We start from the raw sequence: 23,035 nt of genomic DNA on the forward strand, positions 1-23,035 counted from the left end.
AGGAATCATCTGCGGCAAGCCTTGGCGGTGCAATTTTCCGTCATGCGTTATTATGCCGTTGTGACGATGTAATTCGCATCGCGTGAGGATGAGACCACGAGTTCGGCATTGGGAATATCATTGGAAAGTGCGCGCTGACGTGCTGCGTCTTCTGTGTGTCCATGATCAAGCCAACGCTGGATGAGGCGACGTTCAAGCTCGGAAAAAGGCACTTCCAGAAAGATCGTCATATCGAAAAACGATGCGAGTTCCGTCCAGGGCTCCTGATCGAGCAACAGATAATTGCCTTCCACCAGCAGAATTTGATGATCGGCGCGCACAATTGCTGCGCCAGCGCGTGCAAGATCAAGCGTACGATCAAAGGCCGGAATCACGACGTCTTCCGAAGCATTTTTCAAACGCCCCAGCAGAGCTGCAAAGCCTGCGCAGTCAAAAGTTGGCGGCGACCCTTTACGGCTTCGAAGGCCGCGCTCTTCAAGGATTGCATTGTCCAGATGAAAGCCGTCCATCGGCACAATAACGGCTGGCCCTACCCCGCCTTTATTGATCGCATCCCGCAGATACTCAGAGATCGTCGACTTACCTGCTCCAGGTGGACCAGCAATCGCGACAATCAAACGGCCGTCTGTATTCGAAAGCTTTGAAAGAATTTCTGCCGGCAGATTTTCCGTTGGGCAAGGCTTCATATGAGGGCACCAGAAATGAAAAATAGAAGTGTTTCTGCAGAACAGCACACAGTTTGTTATTTTCAAACAATAAGTTTGATCTATCTTGTCTTGCAATGACCGCAAAGACTGATCACTTGCTAGTTCAAATCATTGAATCGAACGGGAAAAATATGACCGTCAAGACAGTTGCCACCACGCCCTTTCAGGATCAGCAGCCCGGAACATCCGGTCTGCGTAAGAAGGTCCCGGTTTTCCAGCAGCTCAATTATGCTGAAAACTTCATCCAGTCGGTTTTCGATGTGCTGGACGGCTTTGCGGGCAAGACGCTCGTGCTTGGTGGTGATGGTCGCTTCTATAATCGCGAAGTGATCCAGAAAGTCATCAAGATTGCAGCCGCCAATGGTTTCGGTCGGATCATGGTTGGTCAGGGTGGCATTCTCTCCACCCCTGCGGCTTCCAACATGATCCGCAAATACAAGGCTTTTGGTGGTCTCATTCTCTCCGCCAGCCACAATCCCGGCGGTCCGACCGAAGATTTCGGTATCAAATACAATATCAGCAATGGCGGTCCTGCGCCTGAAAAGATCACCGAGGCGATCTTTGCGCGCTCGAAGGTGATCGATCAGTACAAGATCATAGAAGCAGCTGATATTGACCTCAACACGCTTGGAACCGCCAAAGTTGGCGACACAGAAATCGTGGTCTTTGATCCAGTCACAGACTACGCCGAACTGATGGAAAGCCTGTTCGACTTTGATGCTATACGCGCCATGATCAAGGGCGGCTTCGGGTTGAAGTTCGATGCCATGCACGCTGTTACCGGCCCCTATGCCAAGGAAATTTTTGAGCATCGTCTTGGCGCGCCGGAAGGCAGCGTGATGAACTTCGTTCCGCTACCAGATTTTGGCGGACATCATCCCGATCCAAATCTCGTTTATGCCAAAGAGCTTTACGACCTTCTTATGTCGGATAATGCACCGGATTTTGGCGCGGCATCGGATGGCGACGGCGACCGCAATCTCATCATCGGACGCGGAATTTTCGTAACCCCTTCCGATTCTTTGGCAATGCTTGCGGCCAATGCGCATCTGGCACCCGGTTATAAGGACGGCATCAAGGGTATCGCCCGTTCCATGCCAACCAGCGCCGCGGCTGACCGCGTTGCGGAAAAACTCGGCATTGGCATTTACGAGACACCGACCGGCTGGAAATTCTTCGGCAATCTGCTCGACCACGGCAAGGTAACGATCTGCGGTGAGGAAAGCTCCGGCACTGGCTCTGACCATGTGCGCGAGAAAGACGGGCTGTGGGCAGTTCTGCTTTGGCTGAACATTCTGGCCGTGCGCAAGGAAAGCGTGAAAGCCATTGTCGAAGAGCATTGGGCGCGTTTTGGCCGCAACTATTACACCCGTCACGATTATGAAGCTGTTGATTCCGACATCGCAAAACAGCTGGTTGCTGATCTGCGTGGCAAGCTTGCAAGCCTGCCCGGCACCAGCGTCAACGGTCTGAAGATCGAAAAGGCCGATGATTTCGCCTATCATGATCCGATCGACCATTCGGTAAGCGAACATCAGGGCATCCGTATCTATTTTGAAGGCGGTGCGCGTGTCGTTCTGCGTCTTTCCGGCACTGGCACATCGGGTGCCACCATCCGCATCTATATCGAGCGATATGAGGCAGATCAGGCCAAGCATGATCTCGACACGCAGGAAACACTGGCAACGCTGATTGATGCAGCAGAACAAGTTGCCGAGGTAAAAAAGCGTAGTGGACGGACTGAGCCAAGCGTGATCACATAATAAAAAGGGCCCTTACGGGCCCTTCTTTTTTACTCAAACACTATCGTCGGAGCGGGCTTTCCAGCTCCCTCACCCGACTTCATATTCGCCCAAACCTTTGCTGCAATATCGCGATAGATTTTCGCATGTTCGCTGTCGGGTTCAACGACAGTGATCGGTGTGCCGTTGTCGGAATGCGCGCGCACATCCATATGCAGCGGCACTTCCCCAAGGAATGGCACGTTTAGGCGCTCAGCTTCCTTGCGCGCGCCGCCATGGCCGAAAATGTCATAGCGCTTGCCAGTATCGGGCGCGATGAAATAGCTCATATTCTCGACTATGCCCAAAAGCGGCACATCGACCTTGCGGAACATGGCCAGTCCCTTGCGCGCATCAATCAGCGCCAAATCCTGCGGTGTGGAAACAACGACTGCACCCGCCAGCGGCACCTGCTGTGCCATGGTGAGCTGTGCATCACCCGTGCCGGGCGGCATATCAACGACCAGAACGTCGAGATTACCCCAAGCCACTTCGCGCAGCATCTGTGTCAGCGCCGACATAACCATCGGTCCGCGCCAGATCATCGGTGTGTCTTCATCCACCATGAAACCCATCGACATCACCTTGACGCCGTAGTTTTCCATTGGCTTGAGAATGCGGCCTTCAACCGTTTCCGGGCGGCCGGAAAGGCCGAGCAGACGTGGCATGGATGGACCGTAAATATCGGCATCGAGAATGCCGACCTTCAGGCCATTTGCGGCCATACCCAGCGCCAGATTAACGGCAGTCGTTGATTTACCGACACCCCCCTTGCCGGATGCAACAGCAATAATTGCGCCAACGCCGGGAATACCAGGCTTGGCTGCCGGGCGCGGTTGCGGTGGTTGGCGATTTGGCGCTGCCGCAGCCTGTGTCGGGCGTGGCTGTGGTTTTGGTGGCGGGGGCGCATCGTCACTTGTGCGACCGCCCTTCTTTTCCGCAGTCAGCGTGACCAGCGCACCGGACACACCCGGAATTTCCTTAACCGCCTTTTCAGCAGCCAATCGCATTGGTTCAAGCCCGTTTGCGCGATCCGCAGGAACCGTGATGGAAAAGAAGACCTTGCCGTCGGCAATGAAAATATCCGACACCAGACCGAGCGACACAACATCGCTTTCGAAATCTGGTCCTGTCACAGCTTTCAGCCGTTCGAGAACCTGTTCACGCGTTACGCCTGACATTATTCCAACCTCGTCTGCGGCAAGCTCTCCGCTTGCCCGCTTTGCATGTCTTGAGATAATCCAGTTTTAGCCAAAAGGCCAATAGAACCAAGCAAAGAGTTTTGAGAGACAGGTGACATAATGGCCAAAGCCATCCACACGATGATACGCGTTCTTGATGAGGGAAAGTCTGTTTCCTTCTATGATCAGGCTTTCGGTCTGAAGATCGCCGAGCGCATCGATTTCGAAAGCTTTACACTGGTCTATCTGCGCAATGACGAAGCCGACTTCGAAGTAGAGCTGACGATCAACAAGGGGCGTACAGAGCCATATAACCTCGGCGACGGTTATGGCCATTTAGCTTTTGTGGTCGATGCCCTTGATGCAGAACATGCCCGTTTCACAGGACTGGGCTTCAAGGTCGGCAAGCTGGTAGACTTTAAGAATGGCGACGTGCAGGTAGCGCGCTTCTTCTTTGTCGAAGATCCCGACGGCTACAAGATCGAAGTCATTCAGCGCGGCGGGCGCTACGTTTGAGTAAGAGGGTAAGGGGGCGCAGGCCTTCTTTGAGCGCAAGCAAAATTCCTGGCACTGAGCTCCCGCCCTGTTCCTACTGCCTTAAGAACGCTTCTATTTGACGCTTGGCAAAGACAGCCACGTTGGAATAGATAAGGTCGATCCTGAAGGAGATTTTTGGGTTGAACACGCGCGCAGTCCAGTTACGGGCAACATTGGCGATACGCATTCTGAGCGTATTGGCACTGATGCTTGTCGCTTTTGGGCACAAGCCTGTTACGCTCGCTTCTCCTGAACAATTGCTGCTTGCAGAATATGTTCTGCCTGATGGCAGTTATCCCGTTCTCTGTATCACCGATCACGCAGTCGATCAGGACGGGCATGATCGGGATCAACATCTGCATAACAGTAATATCTGCGATGCCTGCCGTATTTCGTCGGCATTCCTTTGCCCGACCCCCGCACCATCAACGGGTGCTGCACCGAATGTTGCCGCTGCTGACATTGTCGTACCGTCAGAGCCAATCTTACGGCAAACAGCCTATCCACCGTCCGCGCCGCCACAAGCGCCGCCCTTTGCCTGAAATCAATTTTCCTGCGCACGCTTAACAGTGCTGCGTCCCTACATTTGATTATTCAGGTTTCTTACGATGAAAAACACTCGTTTTCTTACATCCGCTATTTCGGTTCTCGCACTTTGCGCTTCAGCCGGCTTTGCCAGTGCCCACTCGTCGCTTGAACAGAGCGAAGCCAAGGCTGGCGGTTTCTACAAGGCGGTTGTCCGCATCCCGCACGGCTGCGAGGGCAAAGCCACGACCGCTGTAAAGATTGAACTGCCAGAAGGTTTTGTTTCAGCGCAGCCACAGCCAAAGGCTAGCTGGAAAGTCGAAACAGCCAAGGGCGACTATGCGCAGAGCTATAAGATCCACGGCAAAGACGTGACCTCCGGCGTAAAGCAGGTCACATGGAGCGAAGGCGAGTTGCCAAGCGATTTCTACGATGAGTTTGTCGTGGTTGGCCAGCTTGCCAAGTTCGATAAGGACACGACGCTTTCCTTCCCGGTCACACAATATTGCGGAACGGATGATTCCGTTGCGTGGACCGAAATTGCTGCTGACGGCCAAAATCCGCATGATCTGAAGAACCCTGCGCCGCAGCTTCGCGTGCTCGTAGCTGCCTCGTCTGATGATCATGCAGGACATGGCGCACATGGGGATCACGCCATGGCACCAACCAAGGTCGGCGATCTTAGCATCAGCGGCCCATCAATCCGCGCCATGGTTCCAGGTGCAAAAGTTGCTGGTGGCTTCCTTACCATCAAAAACGACGGCAAGGATGCAGACAAGCTGGTCAGCGTCACAACAACCGGTGTCAAGCGCGTTGAAATCCATGAAATGAGCATGGAAAATCAGGTCATGAAGATGCGCAAGCTCGACAGCGGCTTGGATATTCCTGCTGGAGAAACGGTAGAGCTGAAATCCGGTGGCTATCACCTGATGTTCATTCAGCCAGACCAGCCTTACAAGGAAGGCGACAAGGTTTCCGCGACGCTAGAATTCGAAAAGGCTGGTAAGGTCGATCTCGAATTTCCTGTGACGCCGCAGAGCGGCAAGTCCGACGATCATTCAAACCACTGATATCGTAAGGCACCACAGCATAATTCCTTAAATCTGAAACAGATTAAGATAAAATTATGCTGTAAATATAGAGTGTTAGAGCCATTTTTTTGCGCCCAAAAGGACGCACGGCGCTCTAGAGCAAAGGGCGGTAACGCGCTTCTCTCCGTGCATTATGCGCCCGTTTGCCGCAACCGCTACCCAATTGTAGCGGTTGCGTTCTTCGTTTATTGCTATAAACATGACTTTTATAGTCTAGAATAATTCTACACTGTTGAAATAATTCACTTTTCTAAAAGCTGAGTAATTGACTCCAGATCAATTTAGAGCTTTTATGCGCGAGAGTTATTTTGTGCAGCCTTTGATGTTTGGGCCTTGAACCCGTTCGATTGGAGGACCTATGATCGGTCTCAGTGAGTGCCGGTCCGCAAATGTGGATGGGTTGCCTTGGCAACTTCATCTTATGCCGACCGGATATTGCAATGCGCGAGGGGAAACAGAACGCCTCGCGAAGCAAAAGCAGCAAAGCTGCGCATCAGTTCGTACCTCTGAGTGGAGGCGAACATGAATATGCGCATAACAGAGCTGAACGGCGCCAACAGCGTGGGCTATTATGATCGCCTGCCTGAGAAGCTGGTGCTGGAAGGCTATCGCCGCTGGACAGCCGGTTTTGAAACCGGATCGATCATTCCTTGGGAAATGACCTGGGGCCTCTATTCGGAATTGCTTGGACCATCGGAAGCAAAGCGTGCTGTGGGGGAGCTCTCGCAGTTCATCCGCGTGCTGCGTCATTGTGCAAGCTGCCAGCTACGCGCCTTTCCATTCGATTCACAGCATGTCTGCCGCGAAGAGTGCCTGACGCTCGGTCTGATTTCAGGCTTGCAGAATCAGGATGGCTTACTGCTCCAAACCTGCCTTGAAGCAATCGCCTGCAAACGGCGTTGCGACGATGTGGCAGATGCAGCCCGCAGTTTTGCCGATACTTTGGCCGATTTCGGACAGACTTTGTTGCCAATACCGATTCACGCCATCGACAGTGCTTTGAACATAAACCGGCGCGCGACCTTTCACTGATTTCAGGAACGCTGCGTAGGAAATGAATTTGATTTAGGCCGCAGAAAGCGGCGCGAGGAGAACGAAAATGCAAGCCAGAACCGAACGACGCCTCGGCTTTGTTGCTGCTATCGCACTAACGACGGCAGCCTTTGCCATGCCAGCAATATCAACCCAGATGGCGCAGGATACGACTGCACCAACCACCCTTCATGCATCGGTCGACAGCATGAAGATCGAGCTTTCTCGCCTTGTTGCTTTTGCCGACACCGCGACCAAGCCGGTTCATTACGAATAAGCAAAAGCAACGATCAGCCGGGCGAAACGCCTCCAGTCCGTCCGGTAAAAACGAGAGCGCGTACATAGATCATATGTGCGCGCTCTATTTTTTTGCCCATCGGTAAACCGATCATCCAACGATGATCGGTGCTTGCCCCTGAACACGATTATAAAGATCGATGATGTCCTGGTTCATCAGGCGGATACAGCCTGAGGACATTGACTGACCAATCGACCACCATTCTGGTGACCCATGGATGCGGTAGCCCGTGTCGCGGCCATTCTGGAAGATATAAAGCGCACGCGCACCCAACGGATTTTGTGGGCCAGGCTCTTGACCATTGCGGTATTTTTCAAGCTCCGGCTTGCGCTGAATCATTTCCGGCGGAGGCGTCCAGCGCGGCCATTGCTTCTTGTATTGAACATTGGCGCGGCCCTGCCATTCAAAGCCAGCCTTGCCGATGCCTACGCCATAGCGCAGCGCTTCGCCACCCGGGAGAACGTAATACAGGAAGTGATCCTTGGTGCTGACCACTATGGTTCCAGGCGCCTCACCTGTCGGATCAGGCACGATCTGACGGCGAAATTCTTTCGGCACTTTCTGATATGGAATGGCTGGAAGTGCATAAGGCCCTTCCTGCACCGAAGCATACATCACATCCGGCGTCGTAATGTTCTTATCGACACTGATCTGCGGACGCATCGGCGAAATGCCGCTTGTGGACATCGGGTCGATGTTCATCTGAAAAGCAGACATGTCCATGGTTTGCGAACAGCCCGCGACACCGCCAAGCATGGCAGCGCCGGTGCCCAGCAGAAAATGACGACGGCTTAATTTCTCACTCAACTTAGACATACAAATCGTCCAACTCGAAACAATCGGCAAAATGCCCTTTTATCGTCCCAACAATTTGCGTCCTTATGGTTGAGGAAGCGTTAAATCACTCGCGCAAACGTTAAGAAAAATGGTTACCGTGAGGTCGATAAAATAAAGGCCGGGGAGATACCCGGCCTTTTTGATCAAGCTGTGCTGATCGATCAGTAATCTTTTTCGTAGAAGATACCGCCGCTGGAATCGCCTTCTGATCCAAGCGCGCCCTTGACCTTCAGGTTGCGGGAAATGTCTAAATTGACGGTGCCTTTGGTCGATCCGCCAGAACCGGCTTCAACACCCAGATAAATGTTGTCACGAATATAGCGCCCCGCACGAACTGCAGTCTCACCCTTACTGTCAGTCACGACATCAATATCGTCGAGACCTGTGCCCTGACGCAGTTTACCCATCAGCGAGTTGTTGGAACCGCCAGCCAGTTCCGCCGCTGCTGCAGCAAGCTGTGCAATCTGAAACGCCGACAATTCGCCGATTGAGCGCTTGAAGATCAGATGCGCTAACACCTCGTCCTGCGGCAATTCCGGTGAAGACGAGAACACGATATTGAGATTATCGACGGTGCCGGTAACAGTAACAATTGCCGTGATGTCATCGCCTTCACTGCGTGCAACGAAGTTGATTTGCGGATTAAGGTCGCCAACAAGTGTGACATGTCCTTCATCGAAGGTAATGCGCTGGCCGAGAATGCCAATACGACCGCGAATAAGATCAAACGAGCCAACGGGCTGGATGCCGGTCACGGGACCTGTCAGCCGTACGCGACCGCCCAGCTCAGTATCAATGCCACGACCACGAACAAATATCTGGTTTGGTGCGTTTACAACGACATCGAGACGCGGAACTGTCGGGCGCGCAGTGGGCGTCGGCACCTTGCTGCGGCGCGTTTCGACCTTAGCGCGATCAAGCGTCGTCTGAACGTTCTGTGGCGTATTGATATGGCGCACCGGAACATAGGTTGCACCACCGCCAAGATTCTCCGGCACAGTAATTTCGGCACGATCAACATCGATGCGGCCTGCGATCAGCGGATCACGCATCAGCGGCCCGGAGATAGTAATGCCACCATTCACCGTTGCCACCACCAGCTTGCCGTCGGCATAGCGCGCACGATCAAGCTTGATATCGATATTGGCCGGGAAATTGGCTGCAGCATTGGTCGAGATCGTACCGGTCGCAGAAATCGCGCCACCGCTGCCAAAGGCTGCATTGACCTGACGGAGTGTGATGGTTTCCCCCTCCATCGCGCCCATAATATTGATGTTGTTCAGACGAACATTGGTTTCAGGATCGATAAACTGCGCACCTGACGCCGAGAACATGCCGCGAAGCTGTGGCTTATCAAATCCGCCTGAAACACTTGCCGTCAACGAAAGCGTGCCGCTTGCCTGCGCACCACGGTCCGCAAGGAAGCGGTTGGCGAGTGCCAGCGGAAGACTGCCAGAAACATTGACACCAAGGCCCTGTCCCGAGAATGGAACCTTGCCGTTGGCTGTGACATTGAGGCCCTGCGGACCATCAACAGTCAGCGAAGAAATGTCGACCGCCTTTGCCGCATAGTTACCAGCCGCCTGCAGGCTCAGCGGCGCAAGGCCATTGTCGCGCAGAGGCTTTGCCGCCAGTCCTGTGCCACGTAGATTGAAGCTTGCAGCAGGATTGGTCAAAGGTCCGGTGACACGCGCTGTACCCGTGACATTACCCGCAAGGTCCTGCCCTTTCACAGCGCCATTCAGTGCAGTCAGTGGCAGATTGGCGAGATTGATATCGACCGCCATATCACCCTGTCCGAGCGGAACACTACCCTTTGCGGTCACATCAATGCCACCACCACCAGTAACATGGGCATCCACATTCAGGCGATTATTGTCCGAGCTACCCTTGGCATCAGCATTGAGCGGCGCGATGCCCTGATCTTTTAGCTGTGCCGCCGTGACGCCCCGCGCGGCAATATCGAAAGCAGCATTCGGGTTCTCACGCGTTCCTGTGACGCGAGCCGTGCCATTGAGCGTGCCGCCAAGACCAAGATCGGGTTTGAAGGTATTGGCGAGCGCCAAAGGCAGATTGGAAAGTGCAACCGAAAGGTCGAGACGTTCTCCGATCGCACCATTGACCTTTACCTGACCGTAACCGGTATTGACGATGATATCGCCAAACGAAATGTCACTGCCTTTCATGGCGATGGTTGCAGGTGCTGCTAGTACCGCTGAAAGTGACCCCTGCTTCACATCGGCAGATGTCAGTCCCAGTTCAAAACCGCCATCCTTCGGCTCCAGCGAACCCGATGCGTTGGCCAAAGTGCCAATCTTGAGCTTGGTGCTCGCAGTGAAGTCGGTCTTTGTTCCCGTTGCATTGGCCTTTGCATCAAAATTGTCGATGCCGAAAGTGCCAACGAGAATATCGCGCGCTGCCGCTGTGCCATCGACGACCGGTACACCAAACAGATCCTGTGCCGTTAGCGCAATATCAGCCGAAGCAATGTGATTACCATTGATCTTGAGACTATTGGCCTTGGCATTAACAGTTGCATTCTGGCGTTCGCCATTGGCATCGAGCGTAATGTCGGCATTCGCCGCACCCGTTGCATCGGCGAGGAAAAGTGCCGCAGCTGTCGAGATATCCGGTGCATCCACACCGAGCTGGCCAGCAAGCAGGCCTTTGGCATTCTGTGTAACATTGCCGGAAAGATGCGCGCCGCCTGCATTGAATACAATGTTGGTCAGGCGCTTCTCATCATTGACGATATCGATTAGTGACCCGAGATCAATCTTCTCGCCATTGAGGAACGCACTGCCTGCAAGCTTACCCGAAAGCGATGCGCCCGTCGTTGCATTGCCGTCCAGAAGCGCGTTGAAGTCAAGAGCACCATCGGCGAGCTTGCGGTCGGCAAGCGTTCCCTGTGGTGCATCGGCACGAAGGGCCAAAGCAATAAGCTTATCATCGCCACGCGCGCTACCCTTGATCGTCATGCGACCGGAAGCTTTGTCGGACAGAAGCTTGAGATCAGACAGCATGACGCCAAAATCGAAATCGGCTTTATCGGATGCAAATGAGCCATTGGCAGTGATTTCGCTCAGCTCATTGCCGATGCGGAAATCACGCGCGGAAAATCCTTCCGCGCTGCGGCCCAGAGCGCCACTGAGACGGACTTCACCGTCGAGGATATTATCCACGGCTTCGGTGCCGGTACGCATGTTCTGCGCCGTACCATCAAGATTGAGCTGGAACGCACCGCTGATCGGCCTGACAATGCCCGATGCCTTCGCGTCAATGCTGCCAGCCAGATCACGTCCGGCAAGCTCGGCATAGGGAGCAAGGCTCGCAACCTTCGCAAGGATATCGCCGTTGAATGCAAAGTCATCAATGTTGCCCTGAAGCTCAAGGCTCAGACCATTACCCTCGATGCTTGCCTTGGCGAGCTCAACGGCCGAACCGGCGCGCCAGCCGCCCTCAATCGCCAGATCGATTTTCTGACCCAGCGCTTCGGCAACTTTTGCATCCGTTGCATCAATACCGCTGATGCCGCCATTCACATTGAAAGTGACATGGCGATTTGTAATATCAGCAAGATTTTCAGCAACGCCGCCCATATCCAGCGCTATGCTGGAAGCTGATACGGTCGCATTCTTGAAGCCTGAAACCGCAAGCTTACCCGTCCAGTCATTGTTTGGACGATCGCCATAAGAGATTTGCAGCGTCGCGTTGTTAATGGTCGTATCACCACCCTTGACTGGCAGGAGCACCTCGCCCTTGCTGTCATCCTGAATGGCCGCATCAACGCGCAGCTTGTTCAGGAAGCCATCATTTCCGGATTCAGCTGAAGCTTTTATCTTTAAAGCAGCGGTATTCAACGCCAGATCATCAAGGCGGAAGCCACCGCCGTCTTTCAGCAAACCATTGGCGACAAGTGCAGTCTCTGCACCAAAGAAGTCGCGAAATGCTGGCGGAACCAGAACCGAGATAGGTCCATCGACACGCGTTGCAAAAACACGCCCATCAGCCTGACGAACAAGCGTAAAGCCGCCGGTGAGCGTGCGGCTGCCATTGGTATCAAGAGCCAGATCGATCTTGAGGTCGTCGAGCGTGCCATTGCCGGTCAGCGTCAGATCAACAGGCGGACGGCCATCAATATTGAGCACATTGGCAACAATACCATTGGCCGGTTCCGCAACCTTCAGATCGAGATCAAGCTTCTGATCGGCATTGGCATAAGCTGCCCGGAGCGAAAAATTACCACCCGGGCCATCAAGGCGTTTGATATTGAAAGCGGAATTCAGCGATCCATCGGCCAGCGACAGATTACCGTTGAGCGAAACTTCCGATTGCAGACCGAAAATATCCTGACCAAAGTGCAGGCTTGAGACGTCGAGGCTGTCGATATTGATCGAAAGCGGCAGTTCCGGCAGGCTGAAACTTGATGATTCAGGGGAAGGCAGACTGTTATCCGGCAACGGCTTGCGGATCAGGTCAATGCGCTCTGCCACCAGCGACTGAATGCTGAGGCGGCCAGTGAACAGCGCCGTGCGGCTCCAGTTGAGTTTTGCATTTTCAATTCGTAGCCATACACCTTCACGGTCGGCAATGGTAATTGCGCCGACACTTGCTTCAGATGACAGAAGGCCGCTCAGACCCGAAAACTGGATACGACGGTTTGGCGCGGAAAGCTTGCTCTCCACGAAAGAAATGAAATACGACTTTTCCTCTTCCGCCTGCTCCTGCGCGACCACAGGAATGGCGAAGAGAATGAAGGCTAGAAGTGCAAGAAATCTGGTCAAAACGCCTGTCCTATGCCTACGTAGAATGCATAGCTCGGATCGCCCGAGCGGCGGTTAAGCGGAAGTGCGACGTCGAGGCGGATCGGCCCAAGCCCCGTCAGATAGCGTAAGCCGAGACCCGCGCCGACACGCATTTCTTCCGAAAAATCTGGATAGGATTGCTCACCCACATAGCCCGCATCGACAAAGCCAACAACACCGATGGAATCGGTGACGCGTGCGCGCACTTCACCCGATGTTTCAACCAGCGAGCGGCCACCGATGACATCACCCGTCGATGTTTCAACACCGACACCGCGATAGGAATAGCCACGGATGGAGCCACCGCCACCCGCAAGGAACAGCTGGTTGGGCGGCAGATCTGCAGTATCGGCACCAACAACCGAACCGACCTTTACGCGACCTGCGAGAATCACGCGGTTTGTTGCTCCAAACCCGTAATAGGCACGGCCCTCAGCTGTAAAACGGGTTGCAAAATTGCCGCGTTGAAACTCGTAGAACGGCTGAATATTGCCTTCGAGATAGACACCGGAACTTGGGTCGGGTTTGTTGTTACGGCCATCATAAAGAAGATTGCCTTCAAGCCCGCCTGTCGTGAATTCACGCGTTCCAAAATAATCGTCATCAAAGCGGCCATGACTGGCCTTGGCGTAAAGCGCCCCCGAAAGCTCATCGCTGAAAATCTGCGTAAAGCCCGTCTTCGCATTGATCGATGTTTCGGTATAAGCGTCGAGCACTTCACGCTTTGCATCGAGTGCTGCAACGAAATCCGTGTCCGGCGTATAAACCCCAGGCTTTGTGAAGCTCGTGCCAAGCGTATAGGTAAAGTTGGCCGGATCGAACGAGTTGTCTTGTAAGCCACCTACACCACTGACCTTGGCATCAAAGCGCAAACGTTCGCCTCTGCCGAAAAGGTTGCGATGCATCCAGTATCCGGTGACGCCGAAGCCATCAAGCGTTGAGTATTCTGCACCGAAACCAAAGCGGCGCGGCTTGCGCTCCTGAACATTGAGCGTCATTGGCAGACTGCCATCCGCCTCAATTTTCTCGGCTTCCTCGAAATTCATCGCACGGAAGACTTCCATGCGACCAAGCCGCTTTTTAGCCTTCTCTATATCGTCAGGATCGTATTCCTGTCCCGGCTTCAGGCCCGTCATCCAGGCCACGAATTGCGGGTCCATACGCGCTGTACCAACCACACTCACAGGACCGTAATGCGCCTTACGACCCGGATCGAGCGAAACGTCAGCGGCAAGTGTATTGCCGTCGTGATCGGCTACAATGTCTTCACCGGTTACTTTTGCCTTCGCATAGCCCTGCTGACGCCAGGCCTCGACTGCCAGACGCTCTGCCTTCAGGATCGTACCTGAACGAGCAACCTGACCGGGTGCAAAGCCAGCTTCTTCCGGCGACTGCACTTTATCGCGCTTGTCGACAGGCGGCGGCGCAATGTTGGAAATTGCTGTGCGCGAGAACAAAAACTGAGGACCGGGATCAACTGAAATGTCGATCTTGGCATTGTCTGGGATATCGGCATCAACGGGAATATCATTGGCTTCACGACCATCAACCTTGATGGAGATCGTACCACCATATCGACCTTCGCCATATAGCGCTGATAGAATGCGGCGATAATCGCCACGCGCCTTGGCCAAAAGCCCTGCTGAACCTGATGCTGGCTTATCTTCATCCGATACGAGGCCAGAAGCGCCTTCGATAACGGATTTCACGTCAGCATCGCTACCGTCAGCGTTTTTGCGACTGCCCGTTGCCTCGACGTTGACCGAATAATGCTTGGGATCGGAGATGACCGCATCGGCATCCTCCGTCTTATCCTTGCCCCAGAGACGGACACCAAAAATCTCGAACGCCAATGCAGGCGACACCGTCATCGAAGCAAATTGCACCGCAAGCGCGAGCACAATAAGACTTCTTCCCTGTATCGTCCTGTTACTCCAAGTCATACACGTTACTGTCCGGTTTCTGTTTTACGACCGCTCGGGTAGCGCTTCGTCCTCCCCCAAATCCCAGGACGATTCAGGGATTAACATAGAGTAGTGGGAAGGCCAAGCTTCAACCCAGATGCGTTAAGACATTTCAGGCCCGGACGAGATTTTATCTAAGCAAAACCGAAAATACACATCGGCTCGATCAGAATCTCAAAATGCTTCCAAAGCCCAAACATTCTTTATTCCCTATTTTGAATAGATTGAGTCAATGGAGGGTTAATATGCAAAGCGAACATTGCAAAATGATTGCGGCCCACTGGAGGGAGGAGTTTCCAGTGAGCCGCGGATCAGGCCATCAGGAGGGGAGGATAACGACCTGATATCGATTGATTTACAGCGGTTCCAGCTAAGAATGTACCGTTGGAATCACTGTAACTGTTTGTTTTTACGCATTATCCGGACACAAAAACTGCTTCGCACTTTTGCTGGAAATGCTATAAGTGATTATTCCTACCGTCCGGCATGCATGGGACGCATGTTTCCAAAATGCATGCCGCCACCACCAAAACCGCCACCAAAACCACGATTACCGAATGCTGGTCGGTTAAGCCCGCCGAAACGACCCTGACCAGATGTGAAGCGCGGCCCCACAATCGGACCAGGCCCCCAGTTACCGCGAACCTGGCCCTGCGGCCATCCACGGCCACCCCATTGTGGACCATGGCCCCAGCGAGGGGTCCAGCCATTGCGTCCACCGCCACGATTGGATTGGCAATTGCGGCCAATACAACCGTTGTAATAGTTTGGCCCGCCTCGCCAACCTGGACCGCCCCAACCCGGCCCCCAATAGCCGCCACCTGTTGCCCAGCCGAGACCTAGACCAAGACCGAAACCAGGGGCCCAACCGTCGTTGTAGCCATCATTGCCGACAATTACAGTCGTGTTAGACGGAGCAGCATAAGCGTTGCCGTTATAGGAGCCAAAGCGAACATAACGTGCAGAAACAAACCCAACTCTGTCGCCATTATAAATCTGGCACCAGCTTCCACGACATGACCCCACATTCACGCTAACACCTGCGGGCAGAGCAGCCAAACGCGCATAATTTGCGCCGGGTCCACTGCGAACATTTACGTTTGCAGTCACAGTTGCAGAGGCTGCAAACGCCAATGCCGGAACGGCAACAGCCATAGCAAAAGTCAATCCCCCAACAAACTTATTATTAAGTACTCTCTTAAATAAAAACATCGATACTTCTCCAAATATGCAACTACACAAATGCAATGCGAAGAAATTAACAAAGCAACACATACAACATTAAATAGATTAAATCAAATAAGTCTATTTATGATGGTAAATATCATTATTGTTGATGCGGAATTATAAACACAATAGCCGTATTACGGATATCATCCAGCAATAAGAATCGAAATTTTATTAAAATTTTATACAAGATAAACTTGGAATAAATGCCTCATCTTCTTACCAAGTAAAATGAAAGCGCCCCGGAGGGAACCGGGGCGCCACGCGGCTTTTAAGGGGGAGAGGGAGGAAAAAAGCCGCGGAACCGGGCCGTCAGGCCAGGTATCTGATATCAAAAGGCCTGCAGAAACAGGCCCTTCGAAGTTTAATTATGGCAGATTACGTGCATCATCCGGCGTCATATACATCGGCATCATATTGGTATCGAGGTGATGCATGACCCAGATGGAGCCAGCAAGCACGATGGCCAGAATGATGACCGTGAAAATGAGCGCGAGGATGTTCCAGCCATTTTCCGACTTCGGATCAAGATGCAGGAAGTAAACCAGATGCACCAGGATCTGAACGACGGCGATACCGAGCACGATGGCTGCGGTGGTTGCCGGCGTGAAGTAACCGTTCATGGCCAGCATGAAGGGAACGACGGTGAGAATAACCGCCAGCACAAAGCCAATCAGATAAGACTTCAGGCTGCCATGTGCGGCTTGATCATGTGTTTCGTGTCCAGAGCTCATCACAATACACCCAGCAGATAGACAAGGGTAAAGACGCCAATCCAGATGATGTCCAGGAAGTGCCAAAAGAGGCTCAAGCACATCACGCGCGTCCGGTTCTTTTGAGTCAGGCCATCGCGCAGAAGCTGGGCCGAAAGCACCAGAATCCAGACCAGACCCGAAGTAATGTGGAGACCATGCGTTCCGACCAGCGCAAAGAATGCCGAAAGGAATGCTGAGCGGTCAGGGCCTGCACCTTCCACGATCAGGTGATGGAATTCATAGATTTCCATAACCAAGAACGCCGCACCAAGCAGGAAGGTTACACCCAACCAGAACAGAACGCCTGCACGGTTATTCCTGTACATCGACAGCGTCGCCAGACCATAGGTCAGGGACGACACCAGAAGCAGCATGGTTTCAGTCAGCACAAACTGCAGGTCGAAGAGTTCACGGCCGGTTGGACCGCCCGCGAACTGATGTGCAAGAACAGCGTAGGTTGCAAAGAGGCCCGAGAAGAGAACGCAGTCGCTCATCAGGTAGATCCAGAAGCCAACCAGTGTTGTCGACCCTGCATCATGATGGTCTTCGTGAGCGGGATGCTCGTTTCCGCCCTTGAAAGGGCCAGTAGTCGTAACAGTCGCGCTCATGGATCAGGCCTCCTGAGCATTCAGTTGCCGAGTATAGGCGTCTTCGACGCGCTGTACTTCATCGGCCGAGACATAGAAGTCCCTGTCATTGTTGAAGGAGTGGGCGATAGCAACTGCGAAGACAGCGATGAACGATGCAATTGCCAACCACCAGATATGCCACACCATGGCAAAGCCAAATGGAATGCACAGGATACCGATGATGAAGCCCGTTCCGGTGTTCTTTGGCATATGAATGCGCGCGAACTTTTCGGTACGCCGAACATAATCGTTCTGCTTCATATCCCACCAGCTGTCGTGATCGCGGACATGCGGCACTTCAGCGAAGTTGTAGAATGGCGGAGGCGACGAAATCGACCACTCGAGTGTACGACCTGTGCCCCATGAGTCGCCATCAACAACGCGCAGCTTTTCGCGATCGCGGATGGAGATCATGATCTGCAGAACCTGGAACACAATACCGCAAAGGATAATCGCGACACCGATAGCAGCAATGATCAGATAGATGTGCCATGCTGGGTTTTCGGTGTGGTTCAGACGACGGGTCATACCCATCAGGCCGAGCACGTAGAGCGGCATGAAGGCGAGAATGAAGCCAACGAGCCAGCACCAGAATGCCTTGCGGCCAAGACCTTCATGCAGCTTGAAACCAAATGCTTTTGGCCACCAGTAGATGAGACCGGCAAAGCAGCCGAACAGAACGCCCGAGATGATCACATTGTGGAAGTGAGCGATCAGGAACACGGAGTTGTGCAGTACGAAGTCTGCAGGCGGAACAGCAAGCAGAACGCCCGTCATACCACCAACAACGAAGGTGCACATAAAGCCGATGGTCCACATGACCGGCGTTTCCATGCGAACCCGCCCCTTATACATGGTGAAGAGCCAGTTGAAGACTTTTGCACCGGTCGGGATCGAGATGATCATCGTTGCAACGCCGAAGAAGGCGTTTACGCTTGCACCGCCACCCATTGTGAAGAAGTGGTGCACCCAGACAAGGAATGACAGAATGGTAATGGCAACGGTCGCATAAACCATCGATGCATAACCAAACAGACGCTTGCCAGAGAAGGTCGCAATGATTTCAGAGAAAACGCCAAAGCAAGGAAGAACCAGAATATAGACTTCTGGGTGACCCCAGATCCAGATCAGGTTCACATACATCATCGGATTACCGCCACCATCATTGGTGAAGAAGTGGAAATCCAGATAACGGTCAAGCGATAGCAGAGCGAGCGTTACGGTCAAGATCGGGAACGCAGCCACGATCAGCACGTTCGAGCAGAGTGCGGTCCAGGTGAAAACCGGAACCTGCATCATGCCCATGCCGGGTGCACGCATCTTGATGATGGTTGTGATCAGGTTGACGCCCGAAAGAAGCGTACCCATACCTGAAATCTGCAAGGCCCAGATATAATAGTCGACCCCGACATCTGGACTGAACTCCTTGCCGGAAAGCGGTGGATAGGCCAGCCAGCCGGTCTTGGCGAATTCGCCAACGCCGAGCGAAACGTTGATCAGAATCGCACCAGCAACTGTCAGCCAGAAGCTCAGTGAGTTGAGGTACGGGAACGCAACGTCGCGCGCGCCGATCTGAAGCGGTACGGCAAAGTTCATCAGACCAACGATGAAAGGCATTGCGACGAAGAAGATCATGATCACGCCATGGGCGGTGAATATCTGATCGTAGTGATGTGGCGGCAGAAAGCCTTCATTTGCACCAGAAGCCAGAGCCTGCTGGGCACGCATCATGACAGCGTCCGAGAAGCCGCGGAACAGCATCACGAAAGCCAGAATAATGTACATAATGCCGATACGTTTATGATCGACAGAGGTCAGCCAGTCGTTCCAGAGTGGACCCCACTTTTTATAGTAGGTAATGGCTGCGAGAATAGCGAGCGCCCCACCAGCTATCGCGGTCAATGTGACCATGATGATAGGCTCGTGATACGGGATCGCTTCGAGCGTAAGTTTTCCGAACATTTCTATTCTTACTTCGATTGGAGTGCGATCAGCGGTTTAGCCCCGGACAATCTCCAGGGCTAAGCCGCATCGGCAAATCAGTTTCCAAGCTGCGACAGGCGCTGCGGCTGAATGGCGCAAATGATGTCATTTGCCCAAAGGCTGAAATCGACTGGCGAAGACTTGCGTAGATTTGCGCGAGCTTCACGAACCATCTGAGCCTGGTGCATCTGATCATCCAGGCAGACCGACTTGCCATCCCAGCAACGGTTTACGATGTTATGAAACAGTGCCTTGTCGTTATAAGCAAAATGCTGAACCGGAGCTTTTTCACTTGGCTGAACCAGCGAAGCATAACGCTCACGCGACAGTTCCTGACCAGAAGCCTTTGCATCAGCAACCCACTTGTCAAAGCCGGCCTGATCCAGCGAATGCGCCTTGAAACGCATCTGGGCAAAGCCCTGGCCGCTGTAGTTTGCGGAAATGCCGTCGAACACACCTTCGTGGTCAGCAATCAGGTGAAGCTTGGTCTGCATGCTGGGCATGGAATAGACCTGGCTACCGAGTACCGGAATGAAGAAGGAGTTCATGATATTGCTGGAAGTCAGCTTGAAGTTGACAGGCACACCAACAGGCATTGCCATTTCGTTGACAGAGGCAACACCCTGATCCGGATAGATAAACAGCCACTTCCAGTCGAGCGCTACGACTTCGACATTGATTGGCGGAATATTTGATTCCAGCGGACGATAAGGATCGAGCTTATGCGTGCTGATCCAAGTTACCGTTCCGAGAACCACAATAATGGCGCACGGAATAAGCCAGACTGCGGCTTCAATCTTCGTAGAATGATGCCAGTCAGGTTTGTATTCTGCTTTATCGTTGTCGGCGCGATACTTCCACGCGAAGTACAAGGTCATAAAGATGACCGGCAGCACGACGAGAAGCATCAAACCAGTTGCGAAAAGCATAAGATCGCGCTCAGCCACACCGACCTCTCCTTTCGGAGAGAGCAGGACTTGGTTCTCGCAGCCGGCGAGAAACGCCGTGAGGGCCAAGACGGCGAACGAAACGATCGTCCGGGGGGTGCCGTGTTTCATTTGTCTTTCCATCCTGCGCGCAGAGCTTCAGCTCCGGCGCATGCGTCATTTCCTAGTTTTCGGTAAATTCTGAAAATTCCAAAGGAACCGTTATAACGAATAATTCCGTTTGTCACCTGCCTGGAGCAAAATGTACTGGTTCGAAATGTCGCGGCCGGACACGCCACATGAGTCAGAAACGACTCGGAGAACGACAAAATTGATATAGTTTGCCGTAAGTTAGCCATAAATCATGATCTTTTCTAAAACGGATAAATAAAAAAAGAAAAATAACCTAATCGTGATAGAAATTTACTAACGTAAATAGAAATCAATAATTAAAAATTCGACACTAGTACGCATCTAAATTTTAATTTACTTAAATAAAAAAATAAAAACTAATAATAAATCCGACCTGATAGAGACGTATATTTTGTTAAATGTCAACGCAACCGCGCGGAAAGACTCTCAACCCACATCAGCTTTACAGCTTCTATCTGGGAAAGTATTCGTTTTCTGAAAGAGATAAACTCCATCGTTGCGAATACCGGTCGTTTCTTAACGATCTCATTTTAGATAAGAGTTCTGACTTACCGGGCAACTTTCATGAAATAGCGACCAAGAGATACGTTCATGATTTTCGCTGAGTGGGCGATTGACGAGGCAGAGGGTGCAATACTGGCTTATACGCTGGTGACGAAGGCGGAGAGTGTTCGCAAAGGCACCTTGCTGACCGAAAATCACATCGAAGCTTTGAAACGGGCGGGAATCAACCGCGTTGTTGCCGCTCGACTGGAACCCAATGATATTGGCGAAGATGAAGCAGCCCTCGTAATAGGGCAAAGCCTGATTGAAGATATGATTGAGGCAGGCCCTGCCACAACCGGCCGTGTCAATCTCTTTGCCCGCAGCAACGGTTTGTTTAGTGTTGATGTTGCTGGCATCGATACAATTAACTTGCTCGACCCGAGGATATCAGTGGCCACGTTGAACAATCTTAGCCGTGTTGAAAGTGGGCAAATGGTTGCAACCGTCAAAATCATTCCGTTTGCCGTTCCGGGCTCTCTTATTGGAAATATTCGCACAGTCCTCGAGACAAAACAGGTTCTCAAGGTTCATTCGTTTGAGAAAACGAGACTCGGCGTCATTCAGTCACGACTTCCTTCCGTTCGCGAAACTGTGCTCGATAAAACCCACGAATTGATTACGAAGCGCGTGCAACACAATTGCGGCTCGGTGATAGCGGAGACGCGTGTAGCACACGAAATAGCTCCCTTGTCTAAGGCCATAAGTGAGCTGAGCACCAGTTGCGATCTGCTGATTATTTTCAGTGCTTCCGCGGTTGCGGACGAGATCGATATTGTGCCGAGGTCCATCGTTCAGGCAGGAGGAGAAATCCTCCGTATCGGTATTCCCGTTGATCCCGGCAATCTACTCTCGCTCGGAAAGCTCAACGGAAAGTACATCATCGTGGCGCCGGGAACAGCTCGAAGTGCGCGTGAGAATAGTCTCGACCAAGTGCTAGACAGATTAATGGCTGGCTTAGCACTTGATTCAGACGCCCTTGCACGAATGGGCGTCGGTGGACTTCTGCTTTAAAACGATCAAAAGGTGTAATCGAAAACCAAAATCCCAGCAAGGCCGCCTTCTGCGGCTTCGACCAGCGCTTTTCCGACTTTCGCGTGCTCTGGGTGGGGCAGATAAGCGTCGCGCGCAGCCGAGTCCACAAAGTCCACAACAAAGCCGTGGCGAAAGCCTTTTTCCAGATTTTCCGGACTGTTGTTATCACCAACACTTACGGCAATGATGCCCTCAATTTTATCTTTCAGAGCGACAACTGCATTCAAAGCAGCCTCAATGCTCGCGCTATCGAGTTCGGCTTTGAATTTAACAAGAACTATATGGCGTATCATGATGAAAATCCGTGCTGTGATAACGTCGAATTAATACTAGCTTGGGTTAACACCCGCGCCAAACCGGTCTTCCGAGACTTATAGCATTTCCAGCAAAAGTGCGAAGCGTCTCCGCTGGGAAATCAGTTCGCCGGACTGATTTCTTTTCCTGCTGCGATGCGTCGGAAAATGCGTAAAAACAAACAGTTACAGCAGCCCCAACGATTCAGTCTTAACTGGAGCCGCTGCAGGATAAATATTGCATGTCGGGAATAATTATCATCGCAAGAATTCATTAACAGCCAAAAACGAAAAAGGCCGGGGTGAACCCGACCTTCCGCTCTCATTTAGGTTGCGCCAGTACATCCGTGGTCACATCACCAAATGAATTCCCGATACAATATGGATATAGCAGCCGAGCATTTCAAGATTGTGACACTCTCAGGGAACCTTACCGCCGTACACCAAGAGGGGATTTCACAATCAAAGATGCCGATTAAGCCGCCATCGGTGTTTCGATCGGTTCTGGATGGTTATAATTCCAGACTTCGATCAGGCATTGCTGCATGAGATCAAGATCAACCGGCCCAATACGGCTTAATACAAGATCAAGCTCATCCGGCTCCACACCTCTATTGAGAAGCTCAACGATTGCTTCGATCAGAACTCTTTTATCGTCAAATCTATAGCGCTGCATAAACCTGCTCCGCTAATTGCCCCATTTTGATACATATACACTAAACGCTTATGGTTA

The 23,035-nt window shown here is 52.5% G+C and carries 19 protein-coding genes; 7 read left to right on the forward strand and 12 right to left on the reverse strand.

The annotated features are described in order from the left end of the window. Positions 1–50 precede the first annotated feature (50 nt). The gene (locus QSJ70_RS07695; RefSeq protein ID WP_285535596.1) at positions 51–686 is read right to left on the reverse strand and encodes a nucleoside/nucleotide kinase family protein; all 636 of its coding nucleotides are present in this window, start codon (positions 684–686) and stop codon (positions 51–53) included. 152 nt (positions 687–838) lie between these two features. On the opposite strand from QSJ70_RS07695, the gene QSJ70_RS07700 reads away from it, so the two are divergent. Continuing rightward, positions 839–2,470, forward strand: a complete 1,632-nt coding sequence (locus QSJ70_RS07700) for an alpha-D-glucose phosphate-specific phosphoglucomutase (protein ID WP_285535598.1) — start codon at positions 839–841, stop codon at positions 2,468–2,470. A gap of 29 nt (positions 2,471–2,499) precedes the next feature. On the opposite strand, the gene apbC is transcribed toward QSJ70_RS07700, so the two are convergent. Beyond that, on the reverse strand, positions 2,500–3,669 hold the full coding sequence (gene apbC, locus QSJ70_RS07705; RefSeq protein ID WP_285535600.1) for an iron-sulfur cluster carrier protein ApbC: 1,170 nt from the start codon (positions 3,667–3,669) through the stop codon (positions 2,500–2,502). Positions 3,670–3,789: 120 nt separating this feature from the next. Here apbC and QSJ70_RS07710 point away from each other — a divergent pair, with 120 nt between their 5' ends. From QSJ70_RS07710 to QSJ70_RS07730, 5 genes are all read left to right on the forward strand, one after another. Further along, the gene (locus QSJ70_RS07710; protein ID WP_105518028.1) at positions 3,790–4,185 is read left to right on the forward strand and encodes a VOC family protein; all 396 of its coding nucleotides are present in this window, start codon (positions 3,790–3,792) and stop codon (positions 4,183–4,185) included. Between the two features lie 161 nt (positions 4,186–4,346). Further along, positions 4,347–4,748, forward strand: a complete 402-nt coding sequence (locus tag QSJ70_RS07715) for a hypothetical protein (RefSeq protein ID WP_007873017.1) — start codon at positions 4,347–4,349, stop codon at positions 4,746–4,748. A gap of 66 nt (positions 4,749–4,814) precedes the next feature. Further along, positions 4,815–5,801: a DUF1775 domain-containing protein gene (locus QSJ70_RS07720; RefSeq protein WP_285535603.1), complete on the forward strand. Its 987-nt coding sequence runs from the start codon at positions 4,815–4,817 to the stop codon at positions 5,799–5,801. A gap of 543 nt (positions 5,802–6,344) precedes the next feature. After that, on the forward strand, positions 6,345–6,854 hold the full coding sequence (locus tag QSJ70_RS07725; protein WP_192797974.1) for a hypothetical protein: 510 nt from the start codon (positions 6,345–6,347) through the stop codon (positions 6,852–6,854). Between the two features lie 67 nt (positions 6,855–6,921). Then, the gene (locus QSJ70_RS07730; protein ID WP_064320009.1) at positions 6,922–7,131 is read left to right on the forward strand and encodes a hypothetical protein; all 210 of its coding nucleotides are present in this window, start codon (positions 6,922–6,924) and stop codon (positions 7,129–7,131) included. Positions 7,132–7,242: 111 nt separating this feature from the next. Here the strand turns inward: QSJ70_RS07730 and QSJ70_RS07735 are convergent, their stop codons facing one another. The 8 genes from QSJ70_RS07735 to cyoA all read right to left on the reverse strand — a co-directional run bounded on the left by QSJ70_RS07735 (position 7,243) and on the right by cyoA (position 20,410). After that, positions 7,243–7,968, reverse strand: coding sequence for a L,D-transpeptidase (locus QSJ70_RS07735; RefSeq protein WP_007873013.1), 726 nt, complete (start codon positions 7,966–7,968; stop codon positions 7,243–7,245). A gap of 182 nt (positions 7,969–8,150) precedes the next feature. Next, positions 8,151–12,773 (reverse strand): translocation/assembly module TamB domain-containing protein, encoded by a 4,623-nt coding sequence (locus QSJ70_RS07740; protein WP_285535607.1) that lies wholly within the window; start codon positions 12,771–12,773, stop codon positions 8,151–8,153. Further along, positions 12,770–14,737 carry an autotransporter assembly complex protein TamA gene (locus QSJ70_RS07745; RefSeq protein ID WP_502871671.1) on the reverse strand — a complete coding sequence of 656 codons (1,968 nt, stop codon included), beginning with the start codon at positions 14,735–14,737 and terminating at the stop codon, positions 12,770–12,772. Before QSJ70_RS07745 ends, QSJ70_RS07740 begins: the two co-directional genes overlap by 4 nt. Positions 14,738–15,232: 495 nt before the next feature. Beyond that, positions 15,233–15,970: an SH3 domain-containing protein gene (locus tag QSJ70_RS07750; RefSeq protein ID WP_285535609.1), complete on the reverse strand. Its 738-nt coding sequence runs from the start codon at positions 15,968–15,970 to the stop codon at positions 15,233–15,235. Between the two features lie 383 nt (positions 15,971–16,353). Continuing rightward, positions 16,354–16,719 carry a cytochrome o ubiquinol oxidase subunit IV gene (cyoD, locus tag QSJ70_RS07755; protein ID WP_007873008.1) on the reverse strand — a complete coding sequence of 122 codons (366 nt, stop codon included), beginning with the start codon at positions 16,717–16,719 and terminating at the stop codon, positions 16,354–16,356. Continuing rightward, positions 16,719–17,348, reverse strand: coding sequence for a cytochrome o ubiquinol oxidase subunit III (cyoC, locus tag QSJ70_RS07760; RefSeq protein ID WP_285535611.1), 630 nt, complete (start codon positions 17,346–17,348; stop codon positions 16,719–16,721). Before cyoC ends, cyoD begins: the two co-directional genes overlap by 1 nt. 3 nt (positions 17,349–17,351) lie before the next feature. Then, the gene (gene cyoB / locus QSJ70_RS07765; protein ID WP_064322347.1) at positions 17,352–19,331 is read right to left on the reverse strand and encodes a cytochrome o ubiquinol oxidase subunit I; all 1,980 of its coding nucleotides are present in this window, start codon (positions 19,329–19,331) and stop codon (positions 17,352–17,354) included. A 77-nt stretch (positions 19,332–19,408) separates the two neighbouring features. Continuing rightward, entirely contained in the window at positions 19,409–20,410 is a 1,002-nt protein-coding gene (gene cyoA / locus QSJ70_RS07770; RefSeq protein WP_285535614.1) for a ubiquinol oxidase subunit II, read from the reverse strand. Between the two features lie 612 nt (positions 20,411–21,022). Between cyoA and QSJ70_RS07775 the strand changes: the two genes are divergently transcribed. After that, complete coding sequence (locus tag QSJ70_RS07775) at positions 21,023–21,988, forward strand: molybdopterin-binding protein (protein WP_079211352.1); 966 nt, start codon at positions 21,023–21,025, stop codon at positions 21,986–21,988. Positions 21,989–21,993: 5 nt separating this feature from the next. On the opposite strand, the gene QSJ70_RS07780 is transcribed toward QSJ70_RS07775, so the two are convergent. Then, complete coding sequence (locus tag QSJ70_RS07780) at positions 21,994–22,302, reverse strand: Dabb family protein (RefSeq protein ID WP_064322344.1); 309 nt, start codon at positions 22,300–22,302, stop codon at positions 21,994–21,996. A gap of 475 nt (positions 22,303–22,777) precedes the next feature. Next, positions 22,778–22,978, reverse strand: a complete 201-nt coding sequence (locus QSJ70_RS07785; RefSeq protein WP_007873000.1) for a hypothetical protein — start codon at positions 22,976–22,978, stop codon at positions 22,778–22,780. Positions 22,979–23,035 lie beyond the last annotated feature (57 nt).

It is taken from the genome of Brucella sp. NBRC 12950 (assembly GCF_030268145.1).
Classification (GTDB): Bacteria; Pseudomonadota; Alphaproteobacteria; order Rhizobiales; family Rhizobiaceae; genus Brucella.

Bases quoted from the DNA above. Each gene is read 5' to 3' on its own strand.
- QSJ70_RS07780 (WP_064322344.1), bottom strand. From the start codon at position 22,302: ATGATACGCCATATAGTTCTTGTTAAATTCAAAGCCGAACTCGATAGC.
- QSJ70_RS07700 (WP_285535598.1), top strand. From the start codon at position 839: ATGACCGTCAAGACAGTTGCCACCACGCCCTTTCAGGATCAGCAGCCC.
- apbC (WP_285535600.1), bottom strand. From the start codon at position 3,669: ATGTCAGGCGTAACGCGTGAACAGGTTCTCGAACGGCTGAAAGCTGTG.
- QSJ70_RS07720 (WP_285535603.1), top strand. From the start codon at position 4,815: ATGAAAAACACTCGTTTTCTTACATCCGCTATTTCGGTTCTCGCACTT.
- QSJ70_RS07750 (WP_285535609.1), bottom strand. From the start codon at position 15,970: ATGTTTTTATTTAAGAGAGTACTTAATAATAAGTTTGTTGGGGGATTG.
- QSJ70_RS07775 (WP_079211352.1), top strand. From the start codon at position 21,023: ATGATTTTCGCTGAGTGGGCGATTGACGAGGCAGAGGGTGCAATACTG.
- cyoD (WP_007873008.1), bottom strand. From the start codon at position 16,719: ATGAGCTCTGGACACGAAACACATGATCAAGCCGCACATGGCAGCCTG.
- QSJ70_RS07785 (WP_007873000.1), bottom strand. From the start codon at position 22,978: ATGCAGCGCTATAGATTTGACGATAAAAGAGTTCTGATCGAAGCAATC.
- QSJ70_RS07725 (WP_192797974.1), top strand. From the start codon at position 6,345: ATGAATATGCGCATAACAGAGCTGAACGGCGCCAACAGCGTGGGCTAT.
- cyoA (WP_285535614.1), bottom strand. From the start codon at position 20,410: ATGAAACACGGCACCCCCCGGACGATCGTTTCGTTCGCCGTCTTGGCC.
- QSJ70_RS07735 (WP_007873013.1), bottom strand. From the start codon at position 7,968: ATGTCTAAGTTGAGTGAGAAATTAAGCCGTCGTCATTTTCTGCTGGGC.
- QSJ70_RS07695 (WP_285535596.1), bottom strand. From the start codon at position 686: ATGAAGCCTTGCCCAACGGAAAATCTGCCGGCAGAAATTCTTTCAAAG.
- QSJ70_RS07730 (WP_064320009.1), top strand. From the start codon at position 6,922: ATGCAAGCCAGAACCGAACGACGCCTCGGCTTTGTTGCTGCTATCGCA.
- QSJ70_RS07745 (WP_502871671.1), bottom strand. From the start codon at position 14,737: ATGACTTGGAGTAACAGGACGATACAGGGAAGAAGTCTTATTGTGCTC.
- cyoB (WP_064322347.1), bottom strand. From the start codon at position 19,331: ATGTTCGGAAAACTTACGCTCGAAGCGATCCCGTATCACGAGCCTATC.
- QSJ70_RS07710 (WP_105518028.1), top strand. From the start codon at position 3,790: ATGGCCAAAGCCATCCACACGATGATACGCGTTCTTGATGAGGGAAAG.
- cyoC (WP_285535611.1), bottom strand. From the start codon at position 17,348: ATGAGCGCGACTGTTACGACTACTGGCCCTTTCAAGGGCGGAAACGAG.